Below are 26,386 nucleotides of genomic sequence, written 5' to 3' on the forward strand. Positions count from 1 at the left end.
CACGCGTTCAGCGCGTTCTTTGAGCGGATTGGCGATGACGGGCGTTTGCTGCCCACGCACATCGGGTTGGTGGCGGCATTATTCTACCACCACGATTGCGGTAAGCCGCACGGCCATTTCCAAGCCAGCCGCAGGAAGCTGATGCGCATCTCGCGGATACGCTCCATCGCCACGTACCACAAATGCCTGTCGGAACTGGTGGCCTACGGTTATGTGGAGTACCACCCCTCGTGGCATCCTGCCAAGGGCAGCAGGTTCAGGTTCATCATCCGCACGGGGGGAGGGGTAAATGGTCAGAATTGATGAGAACAAGAAATCCGTCCGTTTCCCCGAGGCGGTGGACGAACGGCTCACCCTGCTTGCGCGGAAACTTGGCCGCACCAAGCGGGAACTGTTCATGCAGATGGTGGATTATTTCTACAAGAGCAAGAAAGACCCCGCCGACCTGAACGATGAGGTGCTGAAAAAGGAGTTATCGAACGGTATCAGCCGCATCCTCTCGTTCATCCGCAAACAGGAGGGTGACATGCTCGTGCCGATGTATTCGGCGATGGAGGAACTGATGGCCATCGCCAAGATGCAAAGCCCGCTTTTGAAAAGCATAGGCAAAGGGCAGTCGGAGGCAACCATCATGGGCAGGGAAACCATCGGCTACCTGAAACTGGTGGACGGCATGGAATTGCAACTTAAAATAGGAGACTTTTTTATGCTGCCATTTTCTCTTTTTCCAATAGCATCTCTTCGATCTGCTTAGGGGTTTTATATCCCAGGGCAGAATGTGTTCTTTTGGTATTATAAAAACCTTCAATATATCCAAAGATCTCCAATTTAGCCGATTGCTGATCGATGAATTTTCTATGGTAGATCATTTCAGCCTTTAGTGTCTTGAAAAAGCTCTCAGCTACTGCATTGTCCCAGCAATTGGCCTTCCTACTCATGCTTTGAAGTATCTTGTTTTTTACAATTACCCTCCTGAATTCATCGCAGGCATATTGGATCCCTCTATCCGAATGGAAGATAAGACCATCTTTGATACCTCGGTTTCTAATAGCCATTTTGATGGCTTGTACAGAAGTGTTTTTAGTCGTCATATCGGTGCTTAAAGACCATCCAATGACTTTTCTGTCCGCCAGATCGATAACCGTTGTTAGATAAAGCCACCCTTTGCCGGTATGGATGTAAGTAATGTCGCTAACCCATTTTTGCGATAGGGAATCCGCTGAAAAATCTCTTTGGAGGAGATTTTCAGCTATCCTATAACTATGGCTCGAATCTGTGGTCACCCTATATTTTTTCTTAACCTTACTTCGTATCCCATGTTTCTTCATCAATCTTGCTACGTAGCTTCTTGATACCATTTCACCTTTTTTGTGCAGCTCTGCGGTTATCCGTGGGCTGCCATAGATATACTTACTGTCACTGTGTACCTGCTGTATTTTATCCACAAGTGCTTTACTGCGTTGTTCCCTGGGGGATTCGGGCCAAACCAGCCAACGGTAAAAACAACTGCTGCTAACGTTCAATACTTCGCACATCTTCTCTACGGAATATACTTCTCGGTTCTCCTTTATGAACCGGTATATGGACCGTCTCCCCTGGAGAAGATGGCTATGGCCTTTTTTAAGATATCGCGTTCTAATTCTGTATCTCTTAATTTCTTGCGTAAAATCCTTAACTCCTGCTCCTCCGGACTGATCTTGGGATTGTCAGGTAAAACCTTATTCCCATTATAACGTGGATTTCTACGCCATTTACTCAGTAAACTGGGGTCTATGTCTAATTCCTTAGCTACATCGGCTACAGATCCCTTAACAACGCTCAAATCGACCGCCATTATCTTAAACGAATCATCAAATTTTCTATGCATTTCTACAAATTTAAAATTACTGTCTAAATCTGTCTCGCTTTAAAGGTAGCAACTCCATCCCGTCCTTTTCTTTCACCAGCACATCGTTAGGCCGGATGTTCCATTTATCGCGTGTGCCGAGGTATTGCTGGAATTCGGTAAGTTTCCCGATGTTTGACAAATGCCGGGGATGCTCGGATGAGAACGGGTCTTTTCGTTCGAAATGCTCAATCCGTTTCTGCACGATATACCACACATGGGAAAGGAAATCTTTTTCGGAACCCTGCCCATTGGACAGGAAATAATTCAGGTGATAGGTATAATAGTTCTCAAATTCGGTTTTGTCCAACCCATATGTTTTGAGCAAAAAATGGTTGTTGCCATACCCCCTCTTCAGACCAAGTATGTTGCCAACATCAAACGGATGAGGGGAAAAATCGAAGCGGTTCCTGCTTTTGAAGTAATGTAATCCCATTGCGATAGTCTTTGAATCTGTATTTACAAAATCCTGTCCAACGGGCTTTTGATTGCACTCACTTGCGCATTGCCGACCTTTGCATAAAGCATCGTGGTCTTGATGTCGTTGTGACCAAGTAGCTGCTGAATGAATGATATGTCCGTGCCGTATTCCAGTAAATGTGTGGCGTAGCTATGCCGCAAACCGTGTATCCCTATCGGCTTGTTTACCTTTGCGGCCTTCATCGCACTCTTGAACACCGCTTGGACACTGCGAACGGAATACTGCCCTCCATACTGGCCTTCAAAAAGATAGGTCTTGGGGCGATACGATTTGTAATACTCCCGCAGCAAATCCAGCACCGCGGTCGGTAACGGTACATATCGGTCTTTCTTTCCTTTACCCGCTTCGATGAGCACCTGCATCCGTCCGCTGTCGATGTCACTCACTTTCAGGTTGACAACCTCACTTACTCGCAGTCCCATTCCGTAGCACAGTTGCAACATCAGCAAATGCTTCCGGTTTCGTACCGCGTCGAATATCCGTTTTACTTCCTTTTGGCTCAACACTTTTGGCAAAGTAGACGGCTTCTTTGGGCGTGGGATTTCGGCAAAGAAGTCCGGTTTATGGAGCACCTGTTCAAAATAGAATTTAACGGCGTTGAGCCTGCTGTGCAGTTGGTTTTCCGAAATCTTCAATGTATTGATGCAATAAAGGATGTAAGCTCGGAGACGGTCGTAGCCCAGCGAATCAACGGGCACGTCTTTCACCACATACAGCAACTGTGCAAATTCGACCATGTAGGTCTTTATCGTTGACGGGCTGTAGGCTTTCATCTGCAATACCTCTTTCATGCGTTGCAACTCCCGTGCATTCACGAGTGACAATTTGGACAATACCCCTTTGCCAACCGGTGGGATTTCCATCCCAAACAGTGTCCGGAAATGGGTGTTGTCCGGCACATACCAGCACTTTTCAGACCTGCTCCACCTGCCTTTCAGCGATTTGACTAAATCAATCTTTGCCCGGTCGTATTTGAAATCCACCCAAATGACCGCCGAATCATTATGCCTACCCTCCCGGAAAGCAAAATCGGAAAAATCAATAGCTTCCATACTGCGCATTTTGTATTACCTAATAAAGCAAATCTAAGAAAGTTATACAAAATGCGCAACGGATAAAATCACACAACCATAAAGTGAAGTCCCTTACAAACAAATATTTATGGCAAAACAGAGAATTATTGGTTTTTTTGTGTAGAGAAGATTATTGCGTATATTTGAGAGTTAGCCACCATTGTAGTGCGACACTTAAACATCGAAAGACTTCCACATGAACGAAATCTTAAAATATATAGGCAATATTTCACGGCTCGAAGAACAAGCTCAAGGAGATTTTTTGAAAGCCTTTCAAGTTAAATCCTTTAAGAAGGGGGACTATCTTTTAAGAGCAGACAAAGTTTGTAAGGAATACTACTTTATCAAAGAAGGACTAACAAAATCTTTTTTCTTCAACGATGAAAAAGAATTTATAATGAAATTTTTTAAAGAAAATATGTTCTTTACTGAAATCAGCAGTTATGTCATCCAGAAACCTTCAAAATATATGATTCTTGCATTAGAAGACACGACAGTTTATGCAATCAACAAAACTTCCATACAAGAGTTGTGCAAAAAACATCATTGCATTGAAACACTATTTAGTAAACTGTTTTCATTTACAACATTAGGAATGATGAAACGTATCAGCGAAATGCTTGAAGATAATGCTACTAAAAGACACCAAATATTTGTGAATGAAAATAAGGGACTTCTACAACGTATCAGCCTTGGCGACCTTGCCAACTATCTCGGTATAACTCAAGTGTCTTTAAGCAGGATTAGAAGTAGCAAATAATTTTTTATCATTTGTAAAAAGAAATCTTTTCTATTCGGATTAGTTTTGCACCATTATTAATTTAAAAAGTAAAAAATAATGGAAAAAAGAATGAACAATCCAGCCTTAATATTAGGCGTAAACCCTGCCATCCAAACAATGATGGGTTCTATTTACCAAAGTGGTATTTCACCAGAGTTACTAGAATACGTAGGTTTGAGAGTCGGACAAATGACCAATTGCGAATTATGTATTGGAGAAGCAATAGGGAAAGCCAAAGACAATCCAATAACAAGAGACCGAATTGAATATGTATTGTCTTGGAGAGATTCAAAAAAATTCAATGAATCTGAACAAACTGCACTTGAACTGACAGAAGCAATTACCAAATTAGAGAATAAGTACGAATCTGTTTCAGATGAACTTTGGCAAAAGACTGAAAAATATTTTGGGGAAAAGGAAAGGTCGGCTTTGGTAGTATTCATTTCTGTGATGAATATGTTTACACGTATTAATGTAGCTACAAGGCAATTAACAGCAGAATGGGCATAAACTTATAGCTGGAAAACAACGAACGGCTAACAAGGTATTGCCAAAATGGGGGCTGACATAAGTATATCAACAGATGTGCTTCTGTCAGCTTTTGTGCTATATTTGAACTGACGGTTTTCAAATGCCCCCACTTCGGCAATACCCAAAACGTTAGGTGCAAGGCTAACGAACCGCACAGCTTGACCGTGAAAAATTATACCGACAGATAATCTTCGAGCTTTATGACAACGGTAACTTTTCACTAATCACTTTTTTATGGTTTTTACCCCATACAACCATTTGTTCCAATATGGGCAACAACGAATAGGTGTATTTAGACAACTTGTATTCTACTGAAAGTGGACTATCAAAAACCTTTCTTTCTATCAACTTATTTTCTTCAAGGTGTTTCAGCTCTTTTGACAATACTCGTGTGGTAATTTTTGGGACGTTTCGCTGTATTTCCCTATAACGACAACAGCCTTTGCTCAATGCCGTCAATATGGGCATTTTCCATTTTCCGCCTATTACAAATAATGTGTCTTGCAAGTGTTTCATTGCTTCTTCGTCTGTCATTCCTTTCATACCTATTATGGTATCCTTTTGGATACTGATTGTAAATGTATATCATTTTACTGATACCTTTGCATAAAATTTAAACAAAATGATAAATAAAAAAGTAGCGTTAATTACAGGTGCTTCGGCAGGAATGGGAAAAGAAACTGCAAAACGGTTAGCACAAAATGGGTATATCGTATATGGTGTGGCTCGTAGAACAGAAAAAATGAAAGATTTGGAAACATTTGGGATTCATACATTGGAAATGGACATTACAAATGACCAATCTATCGTAAATGTTGTAGAAAAAATTATTGCAACCGAACAACGGATTGATATATTGATAAATGCGGCAGGTTTTGGTTCCCACGGAGCTCTTGAAGACGTTCCGATAAGCGATGCAAAGTATCAGTTGGAAGTAAATGTTTTTGGATTGGCAAGATTAACCCAGTTAGTGTTACCTTATATGAGAAAAAACAACTTCGGTAAAATTATAAATATTTCGTCTGTTGCAGGTAAAGTTGCGGGACCTTACAGCAGTTGGTATCACGCAAGTAAATTTGCGTTGGAGGGTTTGAGTGATAGTCTTCGTCAGGAAGTAAAACCATTCGGGATTGATGTAGTAGTGATACAACCCGGTTCTATAAAGTCGGAATGGGCAGATATTGCTATTGGAAATTTGCGTAAAACGTCAGGCAAAGAAACATCAGCATATAAGAAAGGAGCTTTAAGTTTTGCCAATTCCATTGAAAAAACAGAAAGCAAAGGGTCTGACCCAAAAGTTATTGTTGATTTGATTTACAAAGCCATTGCAGCAAAAAATCCCAAAGCAAGATATGCAGGTGGTCATATGGCTAAAATAGGGCTTTTTATGCGAAAAATCCTATCCGACAGAATGTTTGATAAAATGATTGCAAGTCAATTTTCATAAAGAATGATATTAAGAAGCGACCTAAAAGCAAAAAAAATACAACCTAAATAAAGACGGTTTTCATTGACATTTCAATTTTGGCTACAACAAAGTCAAATTCGGCAACACCTGTTCTTTTAAACCGTTGCAACTTTGCATCAATAAAAAACAGGAAAATGGAATTAAAAAACAGCACAATCTTGGTTACAGGCGGTACAAGCGGAATAGGTTTGGAGTTTGTAAAACAATTGACCAAAAAAGAGGCAAATATCATCGTTACAGGTCGTAACCTTGACAAACTAAATGAAACCAAAAAACAGTTTCCGAAAATTTCAATCTTTCAAAGCGATGTGAGCAAACTGCAGGACATTGAACAACTTTACAAAGATGTTACCGAACAATTTCCGCAACTGAACATCATCATCAACAACGCAGGAATTATGCGCAACCTGGACTTACAGGACACCGGTTTGAGCCTGGAAAACATCACGTCTGAAATCGAAACAAATTTATCCGGCACCATCCGTATGAACCACCGGTTTTTGCCGCATTTGAAAACGAAAAAATCATCGGCAATCGTCAATGTTTCTTCAGGTTTGGCGTTTCTGCCCTTTCCAATGTCCCCCATTTACAGCGTAACTAAATCAGGCGTTCACGTCTATTCAAAAGTGTTGCGTTTGCAACTGAAAAATACGAGTGTTAAGGTATTTGAACTTGTACCACCACTAACCGAAACAACGTTGATGAATGCTTTTACAGATGACGTTGACAAGAATACTTTGGGCTCGGCTATGAAGGTGGAAAAAATGGTTGGTGTAGCAATCAACGGACTTTTGAAAGACAAATTTGAAATCAAACCCGGAATGTCGAAAGCATTAAAGTTGATAGGAAGAATTGCCCCAAATTTCTTTTTGAATTATGTGGACAAAACCCTTGATAAAGCCAAAGCAAAAAAGAAAAACAAGAAATGATAAAGAACATAATTTACAAACAATAAAATCAAGAAAAATGACAACAAATAAAACAGCCCTGATTACAGGAGCAAACAAAGGAATTGGTTTTGCCACAGCAAAACAATTAGCACAACTTGGTTATCACGTTTACATCGGAAGCCGCAATAAATCCAACGGACAAAAAGCCGTAGAACAACTAAATGGATTAGGATTGGATAACATTGATTTCATTGAAATAGACGTTACTGATGAGCAATCGGTTAAGAATGCGAAACTTGAATTAGCGAGCCAAATTTCCAAATTGGACGTACTCGTAAACAATGCAGGAATCGGAGGAACATATCCCCAAAATGCCTCTGAAGTTTCGATTGGTAATTTACGGACGGTTTATGAAGCAAACTTTTTTGGTGTTATCCGTGTAACGCAACACTTTCTCGAATTGTTGAAAAAATCTGATGAACCGAGAATTGTAAACGTAACAAGCGGATTAGGTTCGCTTACCAACCATAGCGACCCCAATGCTCCATATTACGAGTTTTACAAAGACTTTAAAATGACCGCATACAACAGTTCCAAAACTTCACTGAATGCCTTTACCGTAATGTTAGCCTATGAGTTTAAAGACACGGCTTTCAAAATCAACAGCGTTTCGCCCGGATTTGCGGCAACCGATTTAACCAATTTTTCGGGATACAGCCCCGATGAAGTAATCAATGCGATTATAAAATATGCCACGCTCGACCAAGACGGTGCGACAGGAAAATTTATTGGCGAAGAAGGAGAAGTAGCGTGGTAGAAAAACTAACTTTGCATTATGGCAAACATAACACCATACAGAATAAAATCCATAACGGAAATACACCGTTTAATGGAACTTCCGAAGCCTCATCATCCGCTCATCGGCATCATTGATGTTACGGGTATGGAAAATCAGCCGAGTTTTGGCAATATCGTGTCCGACTTATATGCTGTGGTATTGAAAAGAGGTTGTAACAAACTTCTTTACGGACAACAGCAATTCGATTTTGATGAAGGCGTAATGGGTTTTATGGCACCAGGTCAGATTTTACGTGGCGAAAAAAAAGGTATGCCTTCTAAACTTGATGGTTGGATGCTGTTCATACACCCCGATTTTTTGTGGGGAACACCGTTAGCAAATAAAATAAAGAAATACGAATACTTTGACTATTCCGTAAATGAAGCTCTGTTTCTTTCCGATAAAGAAGAAGCCATTATCAATGACATTGCAAAAAATGTTCAAAATGAATATGAGTCGAACATTGATAAATTCAGTAAACAGATTATCGTTTCGCATCTTGAAAATTTATTGAGTTATGCAGAACGGTTTTACAATCGCCAATTCATCACAAGAGAAAAAAGTAATCATCAAATCCTTGACCGATTGGAAAAACTACTTTCAGATTACTTTAACAGCGATGATTTGGTAACGAAAGGCTTGCCGACAGTCCAATATATTTCGGAAGAACTAAACCTATCGGTAAGTTATCTAAGTCGTTTGCTCAAAACGCTAACAGGACAAAGCACACAACAATTCATTCACGACAAGTTGATAGAAAAAGCGAAAGAGAAACTATCCACAACAGACTTATCCATAAGCGAAATTGCGTATGAATTGGGCTTTGAACATTCTCAATCGTTCAGCAAATTGTTTAAGACAAAGACCAACGTTTCGCCTTTGGAGTTTAGACAATCGTTTAACTGAAACGAAGATAAATTAGCAGACGAAAAAAGCCCTGCACCTAACAAGGGTTTTGCAAAATGGCGGGGTTAAGTCTAAGTTGAAAGTTTGTTCCTTTTAATCCGCAAAAGCCAATTTTATTGGCTTTTTTTCATAATTTAGCAAATAGAAATTGGCTTTTGCTACGTTCCGTCTAAATCGAAAATTTATCGGAACCCAACGTTGTGGAAATAGCTGAAATTTTGATTGCGAAAGGAATTGGGATTGAAGCAGGATTGTCTAATTCAGCAGACGCACAAAAATTGGCAGGTACAGGGCTTTATAAACATTGTTTCCGTTTTTTAATTGAGCCACAGGAAAAGACTACATATGAGGCATTAACCAACGTAACGTCTATTGAAAAAATACTTAGAAAAATTCATACAAACCAAAGTGTATTATTACACGGGACTGACACTACGGTTTGGGACTTGGTTTCAGTAGCTTTTAGTAAAAAAATTGACACAAGGATTGGATTTGAAGATACTGTTTACTTAGAACCGAACAGCTTAGCAAAGAGCAATTACGACTTAATAGGTAAGGCAATAAGAATCAGACAAAAAATGTATAACTACTAACGCATAATTACAGGATGATTCTTCACGACAAACAAAAACGCCCTATAACAAGGGTTTTGCGAGAGCAGGGCGAAAATGTTCCAACGGAGCATTTTCGTTAAATTTGGGCTTTCAGCTCTGGTTGGAGATTTTCGGCTGACCCCCCCCGCCCTCGCAAAGCCCCGAACCGTTAATATTTCATTCTTACATCACAGAAATTTTGTACCTTAGCATCATAGTAATTGCAGCTAAAACGTATGTCGAACCAGTGAGTGATTCGATGAGTTGGGAAAAGGGACGGTTGTAAGACATTGACAAAGAGATTGGTGCCCAATAGGTTCGATTCCCCTACGGGCTACCGAGAGGCTCCAAAGAGAGCCAAGAAGATTTAAAAACCACCTTTAAATGTGTTTAAAGGTGGTTTTTCATTTTATAGGATTCGCCGAAATTCACCCAAATTCGAAAAAAAGAACCCCCAAAAGAACCTCCGACCCCTTGCGTGTCCACCCGATATTTGCTATCTTGCATTATTGTTGACGGTTCTAAAATCAGAGGATTATGAGCAGAACGGTAAAAATCGAATGTGGCATCAGTTTCCGTTTGAGGGAAACAGGAGCCACCAAACCAACGCAAAACCGTGCCTGTACTCACCTAGAGCCTCTGGTTATTTTTACATATAAATTAAATAAATATGCTAGAAGTAACCATTAAAACAAGTAAAGAGAATATGGATGTTAACATGATCCATCGTTTCTTGACAGAAGATTCTTATTGGGCTAAAGACATTTCCTTTGAACTCGTAGACCATTCGCTGGCACATTCCTTTTGTATCGGAGCCTTTGTAACTGGTAAACAGATCGGTTTTGGAAGAGTTATCACAGACTACTACACTTTCGGGTGGTTCGCTGATTTTTTTTGTATTACCTGAATATCGAGGAGAAGGTGTTTCCAAAAAAATGTTATCCTACATCTTTGACCAGCCCCTGGTCCAAGCGCCTAAAAAGAAAGATGCTTAATACAAAAGATGCGCACGGCTTGTATCGTCAATTTCAATTTAAAGATCTTGCTAATTCGTCCTATGTTCTGGAAATCTATAATCCCACTATTCATTTAGCGGATAACGAAGAGTAAACTCTTCTCAGGTTTCTACAAACCATTTATTTAAACAATATCACATGTGTATACCCAATACGTTTGAGTTCGAAAATCTGGCAGATAAAATCGCCTACAATTGATCAATTTTACCCTATCGCAAACCAACCCTTAACCGATTCGGCATAAAAACGGCATATAGACCTAACCCGTCTCTTCTGCGCAGGTTGGACATGCTTAGTGAGACTACGTCATGGGATGTTGCCAAGGTTTCCTATAGGGTCTTCTCAATAGCTTTGTCGCTTCGGGATCATTAATGCATATTTTTTTTTGCGAATCATATATAAGCGGCCGATTTAACTGCATGGATAGATTGGCTAGTATGCAACTAGCAGTTGATATGTGTCCCTCTTCAATATCTGCAACAGGTAAATGGTCATTTTCAATAGCCGAAAGGAGATTCAGCATGTGGCTTCGAGTAGCCGGTGCTGCATTCAGTTCAATTCTGGGCTCATTTAAATCCTCCGGAAACTTTTCCTTCTCGTATACTACGTCTTTCACAATTCGATCGCCTTTGCCTGTTGGGATAAACTCATACTTCATGGTACTTCCCTTTAAGGTGCCTTTATCACCATAAATAACAAATGCCCATGGATATTCAGGATCAGCCGGGTCGCCCCATGTTCGATGTTGCCATATACAGTTCAGTTCATCATATTCAAAAATAGCGGTCTGTGTATCGGCAATATTAGATTTTCCTTCTTTTTGAACGTAGATCCCTCCGGTTGCATTGACCCGCTTAGGCCATTTAAGTTGTAACAACCAGCGCACTGTGTCAAACATATGAACACACATATCACCCGTAATTCCATTTCCATATTCCATAAAGGTTCTCCACCAGCTTCCATGGGGTAGGCTGTCATATGGACGTAAAGGAGCCGGGCCAGTCCACATTTCATAATCTAGAAAGTTGGGAACAGGCTCTAGTGGTGGATTCCCATTCTTCCTCATATGATAGTAACAACACATATCGACGTGTGATATCTTACCAAGCAAACCTTTATCTATCACATTCTCTTTAGCATCGATCAGATGAGGGGTGCTTCTCCTTTGTGTGCCTACCTGTACTTTTTTGTTGTATTTTCGTGCTGTGCTAAGTATTGCTTCTCCTTCAAGTACATCGACGCTAACGGGTTTTTGTAAATAAACATGCGCACCTGACGTCATTGCGTCAATAGCCTGCAGCGCATGCCAGTGATCCGGAGTACCGATGAGAACTAGATCCAGTTTATGATCTGCCAGCATCTTCCTGTAATCTCCGTATAACTTTGGGACCTTCTTTGAGACTTGTCGCTCACTGATCAGCTTTCCTGCTTCCTCTAGATGATTACTATCCACATCGCACACTGCAACAACATTGATATCCCTGACCTGAATGAGTCTGAAAAGATCACTTTTCCCATACCACCCCGCTCCAATTAAACCGACCCGCATGTTGTTATGTGTGTTTGCAAACGTTAACCCCTTGGCCTGCAATGCAGATAAAGTTAAAACAGCGCTAGCGCCTTGAATGAATTTTCTACGGTTCAGATTAAAGTTAGCCATAATCCACTGGTTTATTATTTTCTATGAGGAAACAAAAAAAATGAAGATAATGTTTATTTAACTATTTCGTGTCAAAAAAATAAGTATTTGTGCCTTTATAAAATAAAAGGAAACATTAAAGTGATGACTATCATTATTTTATATTGTATTTATCAGGAATAATGTGATATTATCTAGGTATCTTTATAGAAACAAATAACCAGCGTTATGAACATACATCGCCCACCCATTCTTTGGACTGAATTTTACGGGAAGCTGGCCTATCTATTCTATAATGTTGCAGCATGCGACCAAACGATAACATCAAAAGAAATTGCCAAGCTAAAAGAACTATTACTTTCTACCTGGCTTGATTTAGAACCATCGTTGGATGAATATGGCTACGATGCCGCCTATCAAATAGAGGCTGTATTTGATTGGCTATTAGACCAACGACCACCCCCAGAGGAAGGATTTAGGGAGTTTTCCGCTTTTATCAAAGAAAATCCCGGATTTGTTGATAAACGTTTGGGAGCGTTGATTATAAAATCTGCTAACCAACTTGCTGAGGCAAGTTATGGTAAAAACAAATCAGAGCTAACATTTTTGTTTAAATTGGAAAAGCTCATTCAAACGGTTACATAAAACACGACATAATCCAAACACTTAGCTGATTAACAGCATAAAAAGACTAAAGCTATGAAAACCATCTTAATAGCAACTGATTTTTCTGAATCTGCCACAAATGCAGCAAAATTTGCAGCTTTTCTGAGCAACAAACTACATACAAAAACCATTATCCTATACCATACTTTTGAGTTTTTGCCCCTTTCGCAAGACGCACCAAAAGGCATTATCGCAAGTGCAGAAGCACTAATAAAACAGCGTATGGAGCATCTTGACGAATTAAAAACCGTCATAAGCGATATTGTCAATTCGCAAGTAGATATCATCACAATAACCGATAGTCATGGACTTAACAAGGGAATTAACCTACTAGCACAGCAACATGAAGTCGAAATGGTGGTTATCGGATTATCGGGAAAAAACAGAATTGAACAATTAATCATCGGAAGCAATACCGCTAGACTTACGAAAGAATGTAAACTACCCTTGCTTATCGTCCCCTTGAAAACAACGTTCGTACCCATTGAACAAATTATTCTGGCATGCGATATGAAAAATGTTGCCGGCACGGTACCTGTAAAATATGTAAAAAACATCACCAAACAACTGGATGCTAAATTAACGGTTGTTCATGTCGATAAAGGTAGTTCTTTTAATCCAGACATTATTTGGCAACAATATACCATACACGAGCTTTTAGATGAGCTCCAACCGGAGTATCATTTTGTCGAAAACAAAAATGTAAGTGAGGGCATACTAAATTTCGCGGAACAGCGTAAGGGCCAAATGATTATTTCAATCATGAAAGATAGAGGTTTTATGGAGAACCTGTTTCACAAAAGTGTCACCAAGCATCTCGTGCATCTAGCCAGCATGCCACTTCTTATTATGAAATTAAATTAGCGTCCAGTTCTTATTACTTTGCTTCGTCATGTCTAATACCTTGTCTGACACTAAAAACATGTAATGCAGCGGGGAACAAAGCATCCATGGTTTCTTGCACACCTCTTGATGAACCAGGCAGTGTAATAATCAACATATCAGACATAAACCCTGCTATCCCTCTCGAAAGCATAGCTAACGGTGTACGCTGCTGGCCATAAACCCTGGCAGCCTCCATCATACCTGGAATTTCCTGGTCGAGCAGGGGTTTTATGGCATCAGGAGTGACATCTCTGGGAGAGAGTCCGGTACCTCCGGTATACAACACGAGTTGATAACCCTGGCTTAAAAAGAATTTCGCCTTTTCCTGAATAATATTTTCCTCATCAGGTATCAATACATACGCACTGGCTACAATTCCATAGTCCTCCAATTTATTAATAATAAGCTTGCCTGACAGATCCTCTTTCAACCCTTTTGCGACACTATCCGAACATACGATCACCGCGCACTTAAGGTTATTATTAATTTTGCTAATATCCGACTTACCTCCCTTTTTACTAGCTAACCTGATAGAGGTTATCTCCACCGCTTTATCAATTGGTTTAAGCATGTCATACACCGTAAGTGCCACATTCATGGCACCATGCATAGCTTCTACTTCAACACCCGTTTTATAAATGGTATGAACCTCCACCCTAACGATAATAGATAAGTCGACAATATCATAGCTGATATTTGCATATTCTATAGGCAAAGGGTGGCAGTCTGGCACCATATCACTGGTTTTTTTTATCGCTAACAAACCGGAAGCTCTCGAGAACTCAAAAATATTTCCTTTAGGAACTTCATTGTTGCGAATTGCCTGTATGGTATCAGGGCCAGATACTTTAATAACCGCTAAAGCAACAGCTTGTCGCAGCGTATTAGATTTATGGGTGATATCTACCATTTTATTGATTTACTTTCCATTGATACCCTTCGTCGGCAAAACATTCTTTGCCCCATATAGGTAATTCTCTTTTTACTTTTTCCACCAGCTCATCACAAGCTTCCATTGCAGCTTTTCGATGGGCTGAAGCAGCCAACACAAACAGACATATTTCGCCAACAGCGACCTCTCCAAGACTATGTACGATCTCTATTTTCACGAGTGCGTATTTTTCAGAGATTTCTTTACTAATTTTCCGCATCCTTTCTATTGCCATTTCCTTATAAGCTGTGTAATAAATGGCTGCGACTGTTCGCTCCCCTACTCTATCCGCTCGAATCTGACCAATAAAAAAGCTACACGCTCCAATGGTAGGGCTCGAGCTATATTTTTGTATGGTATTGGCAACCATATCAGCGGCAATAGGGCCTTCCAAGAAAAGATTCTGAATCTTAAAAGTCATCTTATACAATACAATTACGTGGCCATGTTAACCTAAGCTTTTATAAACGTATCAGGTCCAGTCATGCCACATCACCGGCTAAATTAGGGAAAAGAAAACAATTATTTGAACGTTCATAATAAAGTATGTATTCCTCCTTTTAGGCTATATACCTTTTTATTGTTTTGCCCGATTACTTCCTCCCATTGCTTTACAGCCTGTAAGCTCCGTTTTCCACTTTGACATACAAAAACTACCGTATCTCTCTTTATCATAGAAAGCTTACCAGCCAACGTCGATAAGGGAATTCTTAAATGCGCAATCGCTGTCAAATTGGGTTGTTCTCCAATCTCCCGTATATCCACCACATCCACCTCTTCCTGTTCCAGCAACGATACAAACGCTTCTTTGCCTATCTCAGCAGTAGTCCAGACCTCCTTATTACATAAGTAATGGTAATCCATAGTTTCAAAAGTAGCTCGGTTTTTTGGAAGCAGCTTTTTGCCTAATGCAGTAGGTGTAACGGCAATGGTAAAGAAAGTATTTCTGCGTGCATCGTAGGTAAGCAAGCTTCCGGTTAGTACCTCACCCACTCCCGTTAAGAGCTTGATACACTCATTAGCCATCAGGTTCCCGATAATACCTGGTAAAATACCCAATACCCCCGCCTCACTACAGTTCAGCACCTCCGTTTCCTGTGGAGGATGGGGGAAAATATCCCGATAATTTATACCTCCCATAAAAACCGCCACTTGCCCTTCATATCTTGAAACCGCTCCATACACTAATGGCTTAGCCATTAATGCACATGCATCATTGATCATGTATTTAGCCTGAAAGTTATCTGTCCCATCAATTATCAGATCATAACCTGCTATTAAATCCAATAAGTTCGAATTATCCAAGAGATAAGGGTACGTACGAATGGTTACATCAGGATTTATGGCATTTAACATGCTCTTACAACAGTCGACTTTAGGTTTGCCGATGTCTTCCATAGTATAGATTACCTGTCTGTGCAAGTTGCTTAACTCCACCAAGCCATTATCGGCTACACCAATCTGCCCAACACCCGCGGCCGTCATATACAACAATATAGGACATCCCAAACCACCAGCACCAATAATCAACACCTTAGCCTGTAATAGTTTTCGTTGGCTATCTATGCCAAAGTCATCTAAAATTAACTGCCGATGATAACGCGCATAGACGTTGTGATCTTTCATAACATCTCTTTTTTTAACCACCCGAAAAAGGAGGCAATAAAGCAATCTCGGTATCCGGTGTCAATCTCCTATTTTCCCTGATAATCGTCCGATCAACTGTGATCACATATTTTGATTGCTGCAAAAGTGGATACCTTTCTTTCAATAAATTATCCAATTGGTCGGTATCCTGTACCTCATCTTTCAGCTGCATGATAGCGCAACCTGTAATATCTGTCAACTGTCCAAAAAAAAACACTGAAATTCCCATTTTATAACAGATTAGGTAAAAATAATTTAAATGAAGCAACAACGAGCACCAATGCTAACAAAAGCTTAATGGCTCGCTGCTGAAAACGTAACGCACCGAAGTACGCGCCGAAAAGCCCTCCTGAAAAGGCCACCGCTACATAAGCAATCATATCTGGACTGAACTGAATACCTTTGGTAATCTGCCCGAACAAACCTGACAGCGAATTAACAAAGATAAACAAAGCACTTATCGCTGCCGTTTGCTTTTGGTCTGTCCAAGCCAGCAGCAACAATATGGGCGACAGTATAACACCGCCACCAATGCCCAGCAAACCAGATAAAAATCCAACACCTGCTCCCATGAGTATCAGCCACCCCAATCGTGGGTTAGCCGTTTGGTCAACTTTTATGTCTCTGAAAAATAAGAACCTAGCAACCGGGATAAGTAAAAACACCCCTAACATCCTTTTGTACAGATCGGCATCTACGGTCATACTTCCACCGATAAAGGCCATCGGGACAGAAGCTATAGCTAAAGGTATAAATAGCTTTTTATTAAAATAATTACCCCTATAATAGTAAATAAAGGAGGTTAATGCTACAAACAAGTTCAATAGCAAAGCAGTCGGCTTCATTACTTCCGGCGCTACACCATATAGCGCCATCAATGCAAGATATCCGCTAGCTCCTCCATGCCCTACAGATGAATAGAGAAAAGCTATACCAAATAATAACACATAAAACAAAAAAATACTATCCATACCGTGGTAACTATTTCAACTTATTTTTTCATACGATCGCATGCCTTCATTTAGTACAACAATCATTTGGCCGCTGCGCTCATTCTCTTCATTTTCCTCTACACAAAATTTACCCGCCAATGCTGATCATGCTTCTATTTTCGATATCTTCACTCTTCAATTCTTTAAAATTGGCATCAAACTGGCCGCCGAGTTTTTCAGCCTTCCCGAGTATGTTACGTAGAATCAACTCTCGGATAGGTTCGCCGTTTCTCAATGCCGACAACAGATCTGTCTCACCTTTCGAGAAAAGACAATTTTTCATTTTACCGTCCGCTGTAAGACGCATCCTGTTGCATCCCGCACAAAAGGGGGCACTCATGGTACTTATAATGGAAAAAAAGCTTTCATAGCCCGATAAAGCATATTTCTTCGCCGTATCATGTACATCACCCCTTAATGGAATCACCGCATAATGCTCTTCAACCATTGTCAATATTTCTTTCCAACTAGTCACCTGATTGCTCGTCCATCGGTTGCCTGAGAAAGGCATAAACTCAATAAAGCGTACTTCTACGGGATCCTGTTGCGTCCATGCAATAAAATCCAATATTTCCATATCGTTGAAGCCTTTCATTACTACCATATTAATCTTTACCCGAAACCCTTTCTGTATCGCCTTTCGGATGTTATTCATGGTAAGTGTAAACTTGTCACGCCTCGTTAGGTATTTGAATTTTTCTGCCGACAAGGTGTCGAGGCTGATGTTTAGGGTCTTCACATGCGCCTCTTTCAGCACAGTTAAATAGGTATCCAACAATGTAGCGTTAGTGGTAATGTTTAACTCTACGGGTAGCTTGGCTAGTCGTAATAGAATATTGCCAAAATCCTTTCTTGCCATGGGCTCTCCGCCCGTGAGACGAATTTTACTAACCCCCAGATCAACAAAAGTCTTTGCAATGACTTCAATTTCATCTGCACGCATTATATGCACCTTAGGGGTAAAATCATAGCTTTCTTCCGGCATACAGTAAAAACACCGCAGATTACAAACATCGGTGAGCGAAATCCGTAAATAATTATGCTCCCTATGAAAAGTATCTTTAATCATCGTTTTTCTCGGTTATGCATTGTCGTCGTTTCCAATAGTTGTTCATAAGCCTCTTTGGTGTCGATATCAATATGGCCTAAAGGAAAAGCAACTGTTGCCACGCCCCGCCGTCGCCGCAAAATATATTTGGCGCCAATGTCACCTTTCAATTCCGCTAAAACCGGAAACATATCTTTAGCAAAAAAAGCAGGCACCCCTTTTCTTCCTGCATATGTACTCGCAACAACTTTGGCATTCGTTAACTCAGACTTTTCAATTAGCGCCTCTACGTGTGTATGGTCTACATAAGGTTGATCACAAACCATTATTACCACGCCTTCCACTTTTTTATAACGGTTGGCAACATGTTGAACACCACAACGGATGGAAGATGCCATTCCCTCTTGATATTGACCATTCACCAATACATCCAGCTCTACTGCCCTTATTTGTTTTTTCAACAACTCCGCTTGGGCTCCCAACACTACCACCGTCACCCCTGTCTTCACCTGCTTTGCTGTTAAAACAGTATTCATCAATAAAGAATTTCCTTTAAATGAAAGTAACTGCTTAAGCGTACCCAACCTGCGGGACATACCTGCCGCTATTATAATGATGCCAAACCGTATATCATTGCTAGTGCTTTCCATCCGTATACCTTCCAAATCTATTTATATTGACGTCACCATTATAGCTGTTGACCTTTCGTGTATATTACCTTTTGCATCACGTAAATGTTCACCATTTTTCTTATGGAACACTGCTTTTATTTCTGCTAGAATAGACAAGGCTATTTCTTCCGAAGTCTCTGCTCCAATATTTAGACCAACCGGACTATGAATATTAGACAACCCGCGATCAGTTAACTCAAAGCCGTCTACTGTTAATTCGTCTAACATCCGTTTCAATTTCTTTTTTGGACCCAAAATACCTATATAATTCACAGGAAGTTTGAATAAGACACGTAATATAGATTTATCATAGTTATAGTTATGCGTCATCAATACAAATGCAGTTTTTCCATCTATAGAAATCTGCTTTAATGCTTTTTCCGGTTCAGAGACGATAAGCTGGCAATTGGGAAAACGCTGCTCATTGGCATATCGTGGTCTCCCATCGATTAATGTTACGTCCCACCCTAAAACTTCTGCCATCTGTACTAAAGGTAACACATCATTTCCTGCACCTGCAACTACCAAAGAGATAGCTGGTGCCATGTATTCAATAAAAGCAGTAATAGATTTTACACTCGTTTTATGGTCATAACGTACAAAAGCTGATGTCTGTTGATTAAACGCAATCTCCACATCCTGTTCGATTCTTGCCATAGGTAATGGTAACCGTTCTGTAGCAAGGGTAAAGTTCTTTTTTACAAGCAGTCTTGTTCCTTGTTGTTGACTCCTTTTAGTTTCTAAGTTAAAGAAAGTTACTAATACCGATGGTTCCCTATTTTCTATTGTCGCTTTTAAAAGTGCTATCGGGTTGTTTTCGTCATCTTCTACAATAGGTTCGATTAATACCTTGATAATACCATTGCACCCTAAACCTACCCCGATTACAGCGTCTTCTTCATCTGACGTATCATATATTGTAAGCAAAGGTTTCCCTTCCATCATAACCATCAAAGCCTTACGCAAAGCGTCACCCTCCAAACAGCCGCCACTGATTGCTCCTGTTAACATACCCTCGTCGGTTATTAACATTCGCGCGCCCGGGCCTCTGTACGAAGAACCTTCAACATGTACAACTGTTACTAAAGCCGTTTTTTGTCCTTTACTCCTGGCTACATCAAAAGCATGTATAATCTGTTTAATCTCCTTCATTCTCTATGCTTCTTTAACTTTATCCTTGCATCATATCTTCATTCATTTTCTTCGGTCTAAACGAGCTAATCCGTTACACCTTTAAAAAACTTGTTCCGATTTTACCGTAAACTGCCTCACCGCCGCTATTAAGGTTGCTGTTGCCAACTTAATTTCTTGCTCGCTTGTCTGCCTTCCTAAACTTATACGGATGGCATTATGTGCTGCTGTCGGCTTTAATCCCATTGCCTGCAATACATGCGAAGGACGCTGAACAATTCCTGAACAAGCGCTACCTCTACTGAGTGCCACGTCTTTTGATATTGTCAGCAACAATTGCTCGCTGTCTATTCCGGGAAATGAAATATTGCAAGTTTGTGGCAGTTTTTCGCCTTTCCCATTTATAAAGGCCTCTTGAATTTCTTGCAATAATATTACTTCCATCTCTTCCCGCAGTTTTAATAAGCGCCTACTATCTTCTTGCATCTCCTCCTGACAAATAGCAGCAGCTTTACCGAACCCTACAATGCCAGCGGTATTTAGGGTACCGCTACGGTAGCCTTTCTCATGCCCGCCCCCGTGTTGCTGTTGCAATATTTCGACTTTTGGATTAACGTTGCGAACAAATAATGCTCCTACACCCTTAGGTCCATACATTTTATGTGCCGAAAAAGCCATTAAGTCAATAAAATCTTGCTCTACATCAACGGGTATCTTACCTACAGCTTGTGTAGCATCACACATAAAATACACACCGTGTCTTCTGGCCAACGCTCCGATCTGCTTAACGGGATTTATTATACCAGTTTCATTATTGGCATACATTAATGCAATACAGATTGTTTTTGTATTAATAGCCTCTTTCAGCTGATTTAAGGCGATCCTTCCATTAGCATCTACATCCAGATAGGTAACAATAAAACCTTTCGTTTCCAAATAAGCACAGGTGTCAAGTACCGCTTGATGTTCTACTTTTGATGTAATCAAATGATTTCCTTTTGATATACAGGCTTCTGCTATACCTTTTAATGCCAAATTAACAGCTTCTGTGGCACCTGAAGTAAAAATTAGCTGTTTGGGTGAGACGTGTATTAAATTTGCAATTTGTTCTCTTGCTTGTTCTACAGCCTCCTTTGCCATCCAGCCGAAGCTATGGTCTCCACTCGATGCGTTTCCGAACTGACTGGTAAAATATGGCAACATGACGTCTACTACCCGCTGATCGCAAGGGGTTGTTGCATTATAATCCAAATATATAGGTGTTACGCTCATGCAAAAAGCCCACTTTTAACAAAAGGTTGTGTTTTTAGTCGAACACCCGATGCCGCAAAAACAGCATTGGCCACCGCCGGACCAGCGGGCGGTAAACCAGGTTCTCCCAATCCAGTCGGTTTTTCCTCATTATCTATAAAATGTACCTCTACATCAGGCACTTCCCCCAGGCGTATCATACGGTAGTTATTAAAATTCGTTTGATCGGGTTTACCTCTCGTAAGGGTTAGTTCGGCATACATGGCATGCCCAATACCATCTATTATTCCCCCTTCTAATTGTGTTTCTGCACCACTTAAGTTAACAATGGTTCCACAATCAGCCACACAATACACCTTTTTTATCTTAAGTTTTCCATCGGGTTGCTTGAGTACTTCCGCCACTTCTGCGACGTATGTTTCAAAAGAAAAATGGGCAGCAAACCCCTGAAACACGTTTGTTTCTTTAGTTTTCCCCCAACCGGCTACTTCTGCCGCCTTTTTAATAACCCCTGCAAACCTATCGGGGTCGTAACTGATCTTCCCAGATGGATTTTTTTTCACGTCCTCTAGCATCTCCAAACGTAATACTACAGGATCTTTACCTATGCTGTGTGCAATTTCGTCTATAAATGACTGTTCGGTAAATGCAACAAAATTATGTGTAGGTGCACGCCATGGAGCCGTGGTAACCGCTGATTTATATTCATGCGAATCTACCTGAAAATTTGGGATAGCCCCCGCCGGAAAACTATCCTGACTGGCAGCACCACTATTAACACCTACTGAACGATGGTGCCACCCTACCAGTTTATTATTTTCATCTATCGCTGCTTTATAACGATAGCTATACATTGGCCGATAGAAACCACCCCCCATATCCTGTTCTCTGGACCATATTACATTGACCGGAATTCCGCCCGCGAGTTTTGAAACCAGCGCTGCTTCTTCGACAAAATCAGACATGAGTCTCCTCCCAAAACCACCCCCCATGCGCGTCAGCATAATAGAAATTTTCTCTTCGGGGATTTCCAAAATTTCAGCCAATCGAGTTCTTGTGCGCTCGGGTGTTTGTATGGGTCCATGAAGTTCCGCCGCATCTGCTGTAACATGTGCAAAGAAGTTCATTGGTTCCATGGTATTATGGGCAAGAAAAGGAGCTTCATAATTTGAGCTGATCACTTTTGCTCCTGTTGCAATAGCTCGCTGTACATTACCGTCTTTTCTGTGCGCTTCTCCCTCAGGATTTTTATCCAATATATCCTTAATTTTTTTTTGATAATCCGTCGTGCTTTCCATCGCTCCGGCGTCATTCCATACGGGGTTTATCTTTTCTGCAGCCTGCCAGACGTGCCACGTCGATTGTCCCAGTATGGCTATTTTATCATCAAAACGAAGAATTTGTTCAATACCAGGCATAGCTTTGGCCGCTGTATCATCAAAAGACTCCAGACGCTGCCCGAAAGCCTCTGGTCTTATAATCGTCGCGTAGCGCATTCCTTCAGTTCTAGTATCCACACCATACTTTTGCTTTCCTGTTACGATTGCTTGGTTATCTATATTACCTATTCGTTTACCTATTATTCTAAAATCTTTCTTTTGTTTGACAACAACGTCTTGCGGCACATCCATTACAGCCGCCTGTTCAACTAATTCTCCATATCCAAGTTTTTTACCACTGTTACTGTTTACTACCACGCCTTTTTCGGTAATACACTCATCGGCGGATATCCCCCAGACTACAGCAGCTGCATTAATCAACATCTGTCTTGCCGTAGCCCCTACCTGACGGAAAGAATCCCAGCTTTCCCGCACCGATCCACTACCACCGGCTATCTGGCGACTATACCTATCGGTATCCAAACCCGCCTGCTCGACCTGAATATCTTTCCAATCAACGTCCAGTTCTTCAGCAACCAGCATGGGTAACGATGTCTTTACCCCTTGTCCGATTTCAGGGTTTGGGTTCATCAGCGTTACTCGACCGTTAGTATCAATTTTCACAAATGCGTTTAAGTCAAACTGCTGATTATCGCCGTCTTTAGGCGAGCAGGAGCTAAAAAAATTGAAACCCAATACCAACCCACCCCCAGTAAGTGCGGTAACCCGAAGAAAGTCCCGTCTATTTAATTTTTTTGTTAATGTCATGATCTTGTTTTTAATCGACAATCGCCCGCTGAGTTTAAGATTTTTCTGATGCTAACTTAATCGCCTTTTTTATGCGGTTGTACGTCCCGCATCGGCAGATGTTTGTCATCGTTGTCCTAATATCATCATCAGAGGGTATTGGATGCTCTTTTAGCAAAGCCGCCGCCGCCATAATTTGTCCTGTTTGACAATAACCACATTGTGCTACATCTACTTCCTTCCAAGCGAGCTGTACCGGGTGGTCACCTTTCTCAGACAAACCTTCTATTGTGGTAATTTTTTCATTCCCCACACTCTCAATAGGGAACACGCACGATCGGACCGCTACATCACCCAGATGCACGGTACATGCTCCACATTGCGTAATACCACAGCCGAATTTGGTGCCCGTGAGCCCTATCACATCACGTATTACCCAAAGCAGAGGCATTTGTGGATCTACGTCGACTTCATATTTTTTTTTGTTAACGGTGATGCTGTATGCTGCCATAATTTTTAGTTTAGTTAGTGATATGTAGCAAAAAGAAATAAAACACCTGTATTAATAGCTAAATTAAGCCAAAATATCTACAGTACTTTATCAAAAATACTGTTTTTCGTGCGGTTTTACCAAAATTTATCAACTAACAAATAACAAAGTTACATACCTGTTGAAAGGTTCATACACGATACACTTTGTTTTATTAACAAGTCGTTAACGTTTGAAGTGTATATCCTATGCCATATTTTAATACTTTTACGCCTTTTACTGATAAACCAAATGTTAATCAAATTATAATGAAGTTTAAAAAACTGTTTGCAGTATCACTGGCCATTTTTTGTGCTTCTAATGTATTATTTGCACAAGAGTCACCATCAAATCTTTATGTAAATAATCGCGCGCCATTGAAACTTAATACTTACACGCCACTCCCACTAGGGGCAATCGAGGCAAAGGGCTGGCTAAAAGAACAACTTTTACGAATGAAAACAGGGTTAACTGGCGATCTCGACAAAAGATACCCACAAGTGGTGGGCGAACGGAATGCTTGGCTGGGAGGCGATGGCGACGCTTGGGAACGGGGACCATACTGGATTGATGGTTTACTGCCATTGGCTTATATCTTAAAAGATCAAGAATTGATCAACAAGGTTAAACCTTGGATTGATTGGACATTAAATAATCAGCGAGACGACGGTTATATGGGGCCCTTACCGATGGAAACCAAACCTGAAGATGGTTTACAAAAAGATATGCAAGAGGATTGGTGGCCGAAAATGGTCATGCTCAAAATATTACAACAATATCACCAAGCAACGGCAGATGATCGTGTCATCACCGCACTTATCAAATATTTTCAATACCAGCTTAAGCATCTCCCAGAGCAACCACTTGATCATTGGACTTTCTGGGGAAATCAGCGGGGCGCAGATAATCTCATGGTGGTATATTGGCTCTATAACATCACCGGTGAGCATTTTTTGCTGGATTTGGGCGAGCTTATATACCAGCAGACTTTTCCTTTCACCAAGGTATTTCTGAACGACTATAACAGCATGCAAAATGGTACGGCCCATTTGTATCCATACAATATCGGCAATCGTTATCCTTTCAAAGAGGATTTAATTAATAAGCTACACGTAGGACAATTACAGAGCTTTCATTGTGTAAATTTAGCGCAAGGGATTAAAGCCCCAATTATCTATTATCAGCAAAATCCAGATTCATTGTATCTAAAAGCGGTTAAGAGAGCTTTTAAGGATATCGAAATTTTCCATGGCCAAGCACAGGGCATGTACGGTGGAGATGAGCCTTTGCATGGTAACAATCCTACCCAAGGTATAGAGTTCTGTTCGATCGTAGAGCTCATGTTTTCTTTAGAAAGCATGCTTCCTATCACAGGTGATGTCGGTTTTGCTGATCATCTGGAAAAAATAGCCTATAATGCACTACCGACACAGGCTACTGACGATTTCAATTATCGACAATATCTGCAGAGTGCTAATCAAGTCAAGATTACACGCGCGAAGCGCAATTTCTTTGAAGATGATCCGCACGATGGGACGGATTTGTGTTACGGCTTATTAACAGGATATCCCTGTTGTACTTCCAACATGCATCAAGGATGGCCTAAATTTGTACAGAACCTATGGTATAGCACAGCAGATGGCGGGTTAGCGGCTCTCGTTTATGGCCCAAGTCAGGTAACTGCCAAAGTTGCCCGGGGCGTAGACGTCACAATCACTGAAAAAACCAATTATCCTTTTGAAGAAACAGTAAGCTTCACTATCCAGACCAAACAAAAAGTTAACTTCCCATTTCATCTACGAATTCCGCACTGGGCGGAAGGTGCAAAACTTTTAGTAAATGGCAAAGAATGGAGTGAACCGGTACATGCAGGCACAACCGTAAAAATCAATCGTGAGTGGAATGATAGGGACGAGGTACAGTTAGCGTTACCTATGCAAATTTCGACCAGTAGATGGGCTGAATCATCCGTAGCGGTAGAACGCGGACCGCTGGTATATGCTCTCAAAATAGGTGAAGATTGGCGTAAAGTGCAAGGAAGTGATCGCTACGGCAATTATTATGAGGTATACCCTACCTCTGCCTGGAATTACGGCTTGTTAATGGATGCAATTAACAGGCCCGAGCAATATTTTGAGGTAATTAAAAGCAATCATATTTCATTTAAATACCCTTGGAACTTAGAAAATGCACCCATCAGTATCCATACAAAAGGCAAAAAGATTCCAAGTTGGCAATTATACAACCATATGCCCGGCCCGCTGCCACACAGCCTGCCACAACGCATAGGTGATCAGGCATCCGAAAGCATTACGCTAGTGCCTTATGGTTGCACCACCCTACGGATAACACAATTTCCATTGGTCAACTAATAAATTAAACACGGTGACGTTTTTGATCAGGATAAG

The 26,386-nt window shown here is 40.8% G+C and carries 31 protein-coding genes; 13 read left to right on the plus strand and 18 right to left on the minus strand.

Going from position 1 to position 26,386, the window contains the following annotated elements; genetic code table 11:
- Positions 1-78: 78 nt before the first annotated feature.
- Complete coding sequence (locus H8S90_RS00430) at positions 79-312, minus strand: hypothetical protein (RefSeq protein WP_187340690.1); 234 nt, start codon at positions 310-312, stop codon at positions 79-81.
- On the opposite strand from H8S90_RS00430, the gene H8S90_RS00435 reads away from it, so the two are divergent.
- A complete protein-coding gene (locus tag H8S90_RS00435) occupies positions 290-754 on the plus strand; it encodes a BfmA/BtgA family mobilization protein (RefSeq protein ID WP_255501751.1) in 465 nt (154 codons plus the stop codon). The genes H8S90_RS00430 and H8S90_RS00435 overlap by 23 nt on opposite strands.
- On the opposite strand, the gene H8S90_RS00440 is transcribed toward H8S90_RS00435, so the two are convergent.
- From H8S90_RS00440 to H8S90_RS00455, 4 genes are read right to left on the minus strand one after another with little or no spacing between them, the layout of a single operon-like run.
- On the minus strand, positions 705-1,655 hold the full coding sequence (locus H8S90_RS00440) for an IS3 family transposase (RefSeq protein WP_187342851.1): 951 nt from the start codon (positions 1,653-1,655) through the stop codon (positions 705-707). The genes H8S90_RS00435 and H8S90_RS00440 overlap by 50 nt on opposite strands.
- Complete coding sequence (locus tag H8S90_RS00445) at positions 1,568-1,867, minus strand: transposase (protein ID WP_187339052.1); 300 nt, start codon at positions 1,865-1,867, stop codon at positions 1,568-1,570. Before H8S90_RS00445 ends, H8S90_RS00440 begins: the two co-directional genes overlap by 88 nt.
- Before the next feature lie 16 nt (positions 1,868-1,883).
- The gene (locus tag H8S90_RS00450; protein ID WP_255501752.1) at positions 1,884-2,321 is read right to left on the minus strand and encodes a hypothetical protein; all 438 of its coding nucleotides are present in this window, start codon (positions 2,319-2,321) and stop codon (positions 1,884-1,886) included.
- Positions 2,322-2,344: 23 nt separating this feature from the next.
- Positions 2,345-3,418: a tyrosine-type recombinase/integrase gene (locus H8S90_RS00455; RefSeq protein WP_187340691.1), complete on the minus strand. Its 1,074-nt coding sequence runs from the start codon at positions 3,416-3,418 to the stop codon at positions 2,345-2,347.
- A 217-nt stretch (positions 3,419-3,635) separates the two neighbouring features.
- On the opposite strand from H8S90_RS00455, the gene H8S90_RS00460 reads away from it, so the two are divergent.
- Together H8S90_RS00460 and H8S90_RS00465 are read left to right on the plus strand one after the other, a co-directional pair.
- Positions 3,636-4,199, plus strand: coding sequence for a Crp/Fnr family transcriptional regulator (locus tag H8S90_RS00460; RefSeq protein WP_187340692.1), 564 nt, complete (start codon positions 3,636-3,638; stop codon positions 4,197-4,199).
- Positions 4,200-4,277: 78 nt separating this feature from the next.
- On the plus strand, positions 4,278-4,730 hold the full coding sequence (locus H8S90_RS00465; RefSeq protein ID WP_187340693.1) for a carboxymuconolactone decarboxylase family protein: 453 nt from the start codon (positions 4,278-4,280) through the stop codon (positions 4,728-4,730).
- Positions 4,731-4,949: 219 nt separating this feature from the next.
- Here the strand turns inward: H8S90_RS00465 and H8S90_RS00470 are convergent, their stop codons facing one another.
- Positions 4,950-5,294 carry a helix-turn-helix domain-containing protein gene (locus tag H8S90_RS00470; protein ID WP_187340694.1) on the minus strand — a complete coding sequence of 115 codons (345 nt, stop codon included), beginning with the start codon at positions 5,292-5,294 and terminating at the stop codon, positions 4,950-4,952.
- 79 nt (positions 5,295-5,373) lie between these two features.
- Between H8S90_RS00470 and H8S90_RS00475 the strand changes: the two genes are divergently transcribed.
- The 7 genes from H8S90_RS00475 (at position 5,374) to H8S90_RS26095 (ending at position 10,556) form a co-directional block, all read left to right on the plus strand.
- Positions 5,374-6,198, plus strand: coding sequence for an oxidoreductase (locus H8S90_RS00475; RefSeq protein ID WP_187340695.1), 825 nt, complete (start codon positions 5,374-5,376; stop codon positions 6,196-6,198).
- A gap of 155 nt (positions 6,199-6,353) precedes the next feature.
- Positions 6,354-7,148, plus strand: coding sequence for an SDR family oxidoreductase (locus tag H8S90_RS00480; RefSeq protein WP_187340696.1), 795 nt, complete (start codon positions 6,354-6,356; stop codon positions 7,146-7,148).
- A gap of 37 nt (positions 7,149-7,185) precedes the next feature.
- Entirely contained in the window at positions 7,186-7,926 is a 741-nt protein-coding gene (locus H8S90_RS00485; protein ID WP_187340698.1) for an SDR family oxidoreductase, read from the plus strand.
- A gap of 18 nt (positions 7,927-7,944) precedes the next feature.
- On the plus strand, positions 7,945-8,853 hold the full coding sequence (locus H8S90_RS00490; protein ID WP_187340699.1) for an AraC family transcriptional regulator: 909 nt from the start codon (positions 7,945-7,947) through the stop codon (positions 8,851-8,853).
- 200 nt (positions 8,854-9,053) lie between these two features.
- The gene (locus tag H8S90_RS00495; protein WP_187340701.1) at positions 9,054-9,446 is read left to right on the plus strand and encodes a 3-keto-5-aminohexanoate cleavage protein; all 393 of its coding nucleotides are present in this window, start codon (positions 9,054-9,056) and stop codon (positions 9,444-9,446) included.
- 670 nt (positions 9,447-10,116) lie between these two features.
- On the plus strand, positions 10,117-10,353 hold the full coding sequence (locus H8S90_RS25890) for a hypothetical protein (RefSeq protein WP_222852200.1): 237 nt from the start codon (positions 10,117-10,119) through the stop codon (positions 10,351-10,353).
- Between the two features lie 80 nt (positions 10,354-10,433).
- Positions 10,434-10,556 carry a hypothetical protein gene (locus H8S90_RS26095; protein ID WP_255501753.1) on the plus strand — a complete coding sequence of 41 codons (123 nt, stop codon included), beginning with the start codon at positions 10,434-10,436 and terminating at the stop codon, positions 10,554-10,556.
- Positions 10,557-10,763: 207 nt separating this feature from the next.
- On the opposite strand, the gene H8S90_RS00505 is transcribed toward H8S90_RS26095, so the two are convergent.
- Positions 10,764-12,122, minus strand: a complete 1,359-nt coding sequence (locus H8S90_RS00505) for a Gfo/Idh/MocA family protein (RefSeq protein WP_187340703.1) — start codon at positions 12,120-12,122, stop codon at positions 10,764-10,766.
- Positions 12,123-12,329: 207 nt separating this feature from the next.
- Between H8S90_RS00505 and H8S90_RS00510 the strand changes: the two genes are divergently transcribed.
- Positions 12,330-12,746 (plus strand): hypothetical protein, encoded by a 417-nt coding sequence (locus H8S90_RS00510; RefSeq protein ID WP_187340704.1) that lies wholly within the window; start codon positions 12,330-12,332, stop codon positions 12,744-12,746.
- Positions 12,747-12,800: 54 nt separating this feature from the next.
- Entirely contained in the window at positions 12,801-13,631 is an 831-nt protein-coding gene (locus tag H8S90_RS00515) for a universal stress protein (RefSeq protein ID WP_187340706.1), read from the plus strand.
- A gap of 13 nt (positions 13,632-13,644) precedes the next feature.
- Here the strand turns inward: H8S90_RS00515 and moaCB are convergent, their stop codons facing one another.
- The 11 genes from moaCB to H8S90_RS00570 form a co-directional block, all read right to left on the minus strand.
- Complete coding sequence (gene moaCB, locus H8S90_RS00520) at positions 13,645-14,562, minus strand: bifunctional molybdenum cofactor biosynthesis protein MoaC/MoaB (protein WP_187340707.1); 918 nt, start codon at positions 14,560-14,562, stop codon at positions 13,645-13,647.
- 1 nt (position 14,563) lies between these two features.
- Positions 14,564-15,004 carry a molybdenum cofactor biosynthesis protein MoaE gene (locus H8S90_RS00525; protein WP_187340708.1) on the minus strand — a complete coding sequence of 147 codons (441 nt, stop codon included), beginning with the start codon at positions 15,002-15,004 and terminating at the stop codon, positions 14,564-14,566.
- A gap of 113 nt (positions 15,005-15,117) precedes the next feature.
- On the minus strand, positions 15,118-16,209 hold the full coding sequence (locus H8S90_RS00530; RefSeq protein ID WP_187340709.1) for a HesA/MoeB/ThiF family protein: 1,092 nt from the start codon (positions 16,207-16,209) through the stop codon (positions 15,118-15,120).
- Positions 16,210-16,222: 13 nt separating this feature from the next.
- Entirely contained in the window at positions 16,223-16,459 is a 237-nt protein-coding gene (locus H8S90_RS00535; protein ID WP_187340711.1) for a MoaD/ThiS family protein, read from the minus strand.
- Between the two features lies 1 nt (position 16,460).
- Positions 16,461-17,201: a sulfite exporter TauE/SafE family protein gene (locus H8S90_RS00540; protein ID WP_187340712.1), complete on the minus strand. Its 741-nt coding sequence runs from the start codon at positions 17,199-17,201 to the stop codon at positions 16,461-16,463.
- A gap of 109 nt (positions 17,202-17,310) precedes the next feature.
- On the minus strand, positions 17,311-18,291 hold the full coding sequence (moaA, locus tag H8S90_RS00545; RefSeq protein WP_187340713.1) for a GTP 3',8-cyclase MoaA: 981 nt from the start codon (positions 18,289-18,291) through the stop codon (positions 17,311-17,313).
- Complete coding sequence (locus H8S90_RS00550; RefSeq protein WP_187340715.1) at positions 18,288-18,920, minus strand: NTP transferase domain-containing protein; 633 nt, start codon at positions 18,918-18,920, stop codon at positions 18,288-18,290. The genes moaA and H8S90_RS00550 overlap by 4 nt, the downstream gene beginning before the upstream one ends.
- 21 nt (positions 18,921-18,941) lie before the next feature.
- Positions 18,942-20,093: an XdhC family protein gene (locus tag H8S90_RS00555; protein ID WP_187340717.1), complete on the minus strand. Its 1,152-nt coding sequence runs from the start codon at positions 20,091-20,093 to the stop codon at positions 18,942-18,944.
- Between the two features lie 81 nt (positions 20,094-20,174).
- Entirely contained in the window at positions 20,175-21,344 is a 1,170-nt protein-coding gene (locus tag H8S90_RS00560) for a cysteine desulfurase family protein (RefSeq protein WP_187340718.1), read from the minus strand.
- Positions 21,341-23,470 (minus strand): xanthine dehydrogenase family protein molybdopterin-binding subunit, encoded by a 2,130-nt coding sequence (locus H8S90_RS00565; RefSeq protein WP_187340720.1) that lies wholly within the window; start codon positions 23,468-23,470, stop codon positions 21,341-21,343. Before H8S90_RS00565 ends, H8S90_RS00560 begins: the two co-directional genes overlap by 4 nt.
- Positions 23,471-23,504: 34 nt before the next feature.
- Positions 23,505-23,960, minus strand: a complete 456-nt coding sequence (locus tag H8S90_RS00570; protein WP_187340722.1) for a (2Fe-2S)-binding protein — start codon at positions 23,958-23,960, stop codon at positions 23,505-23,507.
- 287 nt (positions 23,961-24,247) lie between these two features.
- Between H8S90_RS00570 and H8S90_RS00575 the strand changes: the two genes are divergently transcribed.
- Positions 24,248-26,350, plus strand: a complete 2,103-nt coding sequence (locus H8S90_RS00575) for a beta-L-arabinofuranosidase domain-containing protein (protein WP_187340723.1) — start codon at positions 24,248-24,250, stop codon at positions 26,348-26,350.
- The last annotated feature ends 36 nt before the right edge of the window (positions 26,351-26,386 follow it).

The sequence above is a fragment of the Olivibacter sp. SDN3 genome, assembly GCF_014334135.1.
Classification (GTDB): domain Bacteria; phylum Bacteroidota; class Bacteroidia; order Sphingobacteriales; family Sphingobacteriaceae; genus Olivibacter.

Coding starts and splice junctions, on each gene's coding strand:
- H8S90_RS00575 (WP_187340723.1), top strand. CDS start 24,248: ATGAAGTTTAAAAAACTGTTTGCAGTATCACTGGCCATTTTTTGTGCT.
- H8S90_RS00535 (WP_187340711.1), bottom strand. CDS start 16,459: ATGGGAATTTCAGTGTTTTTTTTTGGACAGTTGACAGATATTACAGGT.
- H8S90_RS00480 (WP_187340696.1), top strand. CDS start 6,354: ATGGAATTAAAAAACAGCACAATCTTGGTTACAGGCGGTACAAGCGGA.
- H8S90_RS00525 (WP_187340708.1), bottom strand. CDS start 15,004: ATGACTTTTAAGATTCAGAATCTTTTCTTGGAAGGCCCTATTGCCGCT.
- H8S90_RS00475 (WP_187340695.1), top strand. CDS start 5,374: ATGATAAATAAAAAAGTAGCGTTAATTACAGGTGCTTCGGCAGGAATG.
- H8S90_RS00445 (WP_187339052.1), bottom strand. CDS start 1,867: ATGCATAGAAAATTTGATGATTCGTTTAAGATAATGGCGGTCGATTTG.
- H8S90_RS00485 (WP_187340698.1), top strand. CDS start 7,186: ATGACAACAAATAAAACAGCCCTGATTACAGGAGCAAACAAAGGAATT.
- H8S90_RS00570 (WP_187340722.1), bottom strand. CDS start 23,960: ATGGCAGCATACAGCATCACCGTTAACAAAAAAAAATATGAAGTCGAC.
- H8S90_RS00515 (WP_187340706.1), top strand. CDS start 12,801: ATGAAAACCATCTTAATAGCAACTGATTTTTCTGAATCTGCCACAAAT.
- moaA (WP_187340713.1), bottom strand. CDS start 18,291: ATGATTAAAGATACTTTTCATAGGGAGCATAATTATTTACGGATTTCG.
- H8S90_RS25890 (WP_222852200.1), top strand. CDS start 10,117: ATGCTAGAAGTAACCATTAAAACAAGTAAAGAGAATATGGATGTTAAC.
- H8S90_RS00510 (WP_187340704.1), top strand. CDS start 12,330: ATGAACATACATCGCCCACCCATTCTTTGGACTGAATTTTACGGGAAG.
- H8S90_RS00490 (WP_187340699.1), top strand. CDS start 7,945: ATGGCAAACATAACACCATACAGAATAAAATCCATAACGGAAATACAC.
- H8S90_RS00450 (WP_255501752.1), bottom strand. CDS start 2,321: ATGGGATTACATTACTTCAAAAGCAGGAACCGCTTCGATTTTTCCCCT.
- H8S90_RS00550 (WP_187340715.1), bottom strand. CDS start 18,920: ATGGAAAGCACTAGCAATGATATACGGTTTGGCATCATTATAATAGCG.
- H8S90_RS00470 (WP_187340694.1), bottom strand. CDS start 5,294: ATGAAAGGAATGACAGACGAAGAAGCAATGAAACACTTGCAAGACACA.
- H8S90_RS00540 (WP_187340712.1), bottom strand. CDS start 17,201: ATGGATAGTATTTTTTTGTTTTATGTGTTATTATTTGGTATAGCTTTT.
- H8S90_RS00455 (WP_187340691.1), bottom strand. CDS start 3,418: ATGGAAGCTATTGATTTTTCCGATTTTGCTTTCCGGGAGGGTAGGCAT.
- moaCB (WP_187340707.1), bottom strand. CDS start 14,562: ATGGTAGATATCACCCATAAATCTAATACGCTGCGACAAGCTGTTGCT.
- H8S90_RS00465 (WP_187340693.1), top strand. CDS start 4,278: ATGGAAAAAAGAATGAACAATCCAGCCTTAATATTAGGCGTAAACCCT.
- H8S90_RS00460 (WP_187340692.1), top strand. CDS start 3,636: ATGAACGAAATCTTAAAATATATAGGCAATATTTCACGGCTCGAAGAA.
- H8S90_RS26095 (WP_255501753.1), top strand. CDS start 10,434: ATGCTTAATACAAAAGATGCGCACGGCTTGTATCGTCAATTTCAATTT.
- H8S90_RS00435 (WP_255501751.1), top strand. CDS start 290: ATGGTCAGAATTGATGAGAACAAGAAATCCGTCCGTTTCCCCGAGGCG.
- H8S90_RS00555 (WP_187340717.1), bottom strand. CDS start 20,093: ATGAAGGAGATTAAACAGATTATACATGCTTTTGATGTAGCCAGGAGT.
- H8S90_RS00505 (WP_187340703.1), bottom strand. CDS start 12,122: ATGGCTAACTTTAATCTGAACCGTAGAAAATTCATTCAAGGCGCTAGC.
- H8S90_RS00530 (WP_187340709.1), bottom strand. CDS start 16,209: ATGAAAGATCACAACGTCTATGCGCGTTATCATCGGCAGTTAATTTTA.
- H8S90_RS00560 (WP_187340718.1), bottom strand. CDS start 21,344: ATGAGCGTAACACCTATATATTTGGATTATAATGCAACAACCCCTTGC.
- H8S90_RS00565 (WP_187340720.1), bottom strand. CDS start 23,470: ATGACATTAACAAAAAAATTAAATAGACGGGACTTTCTTCGGGTTACC.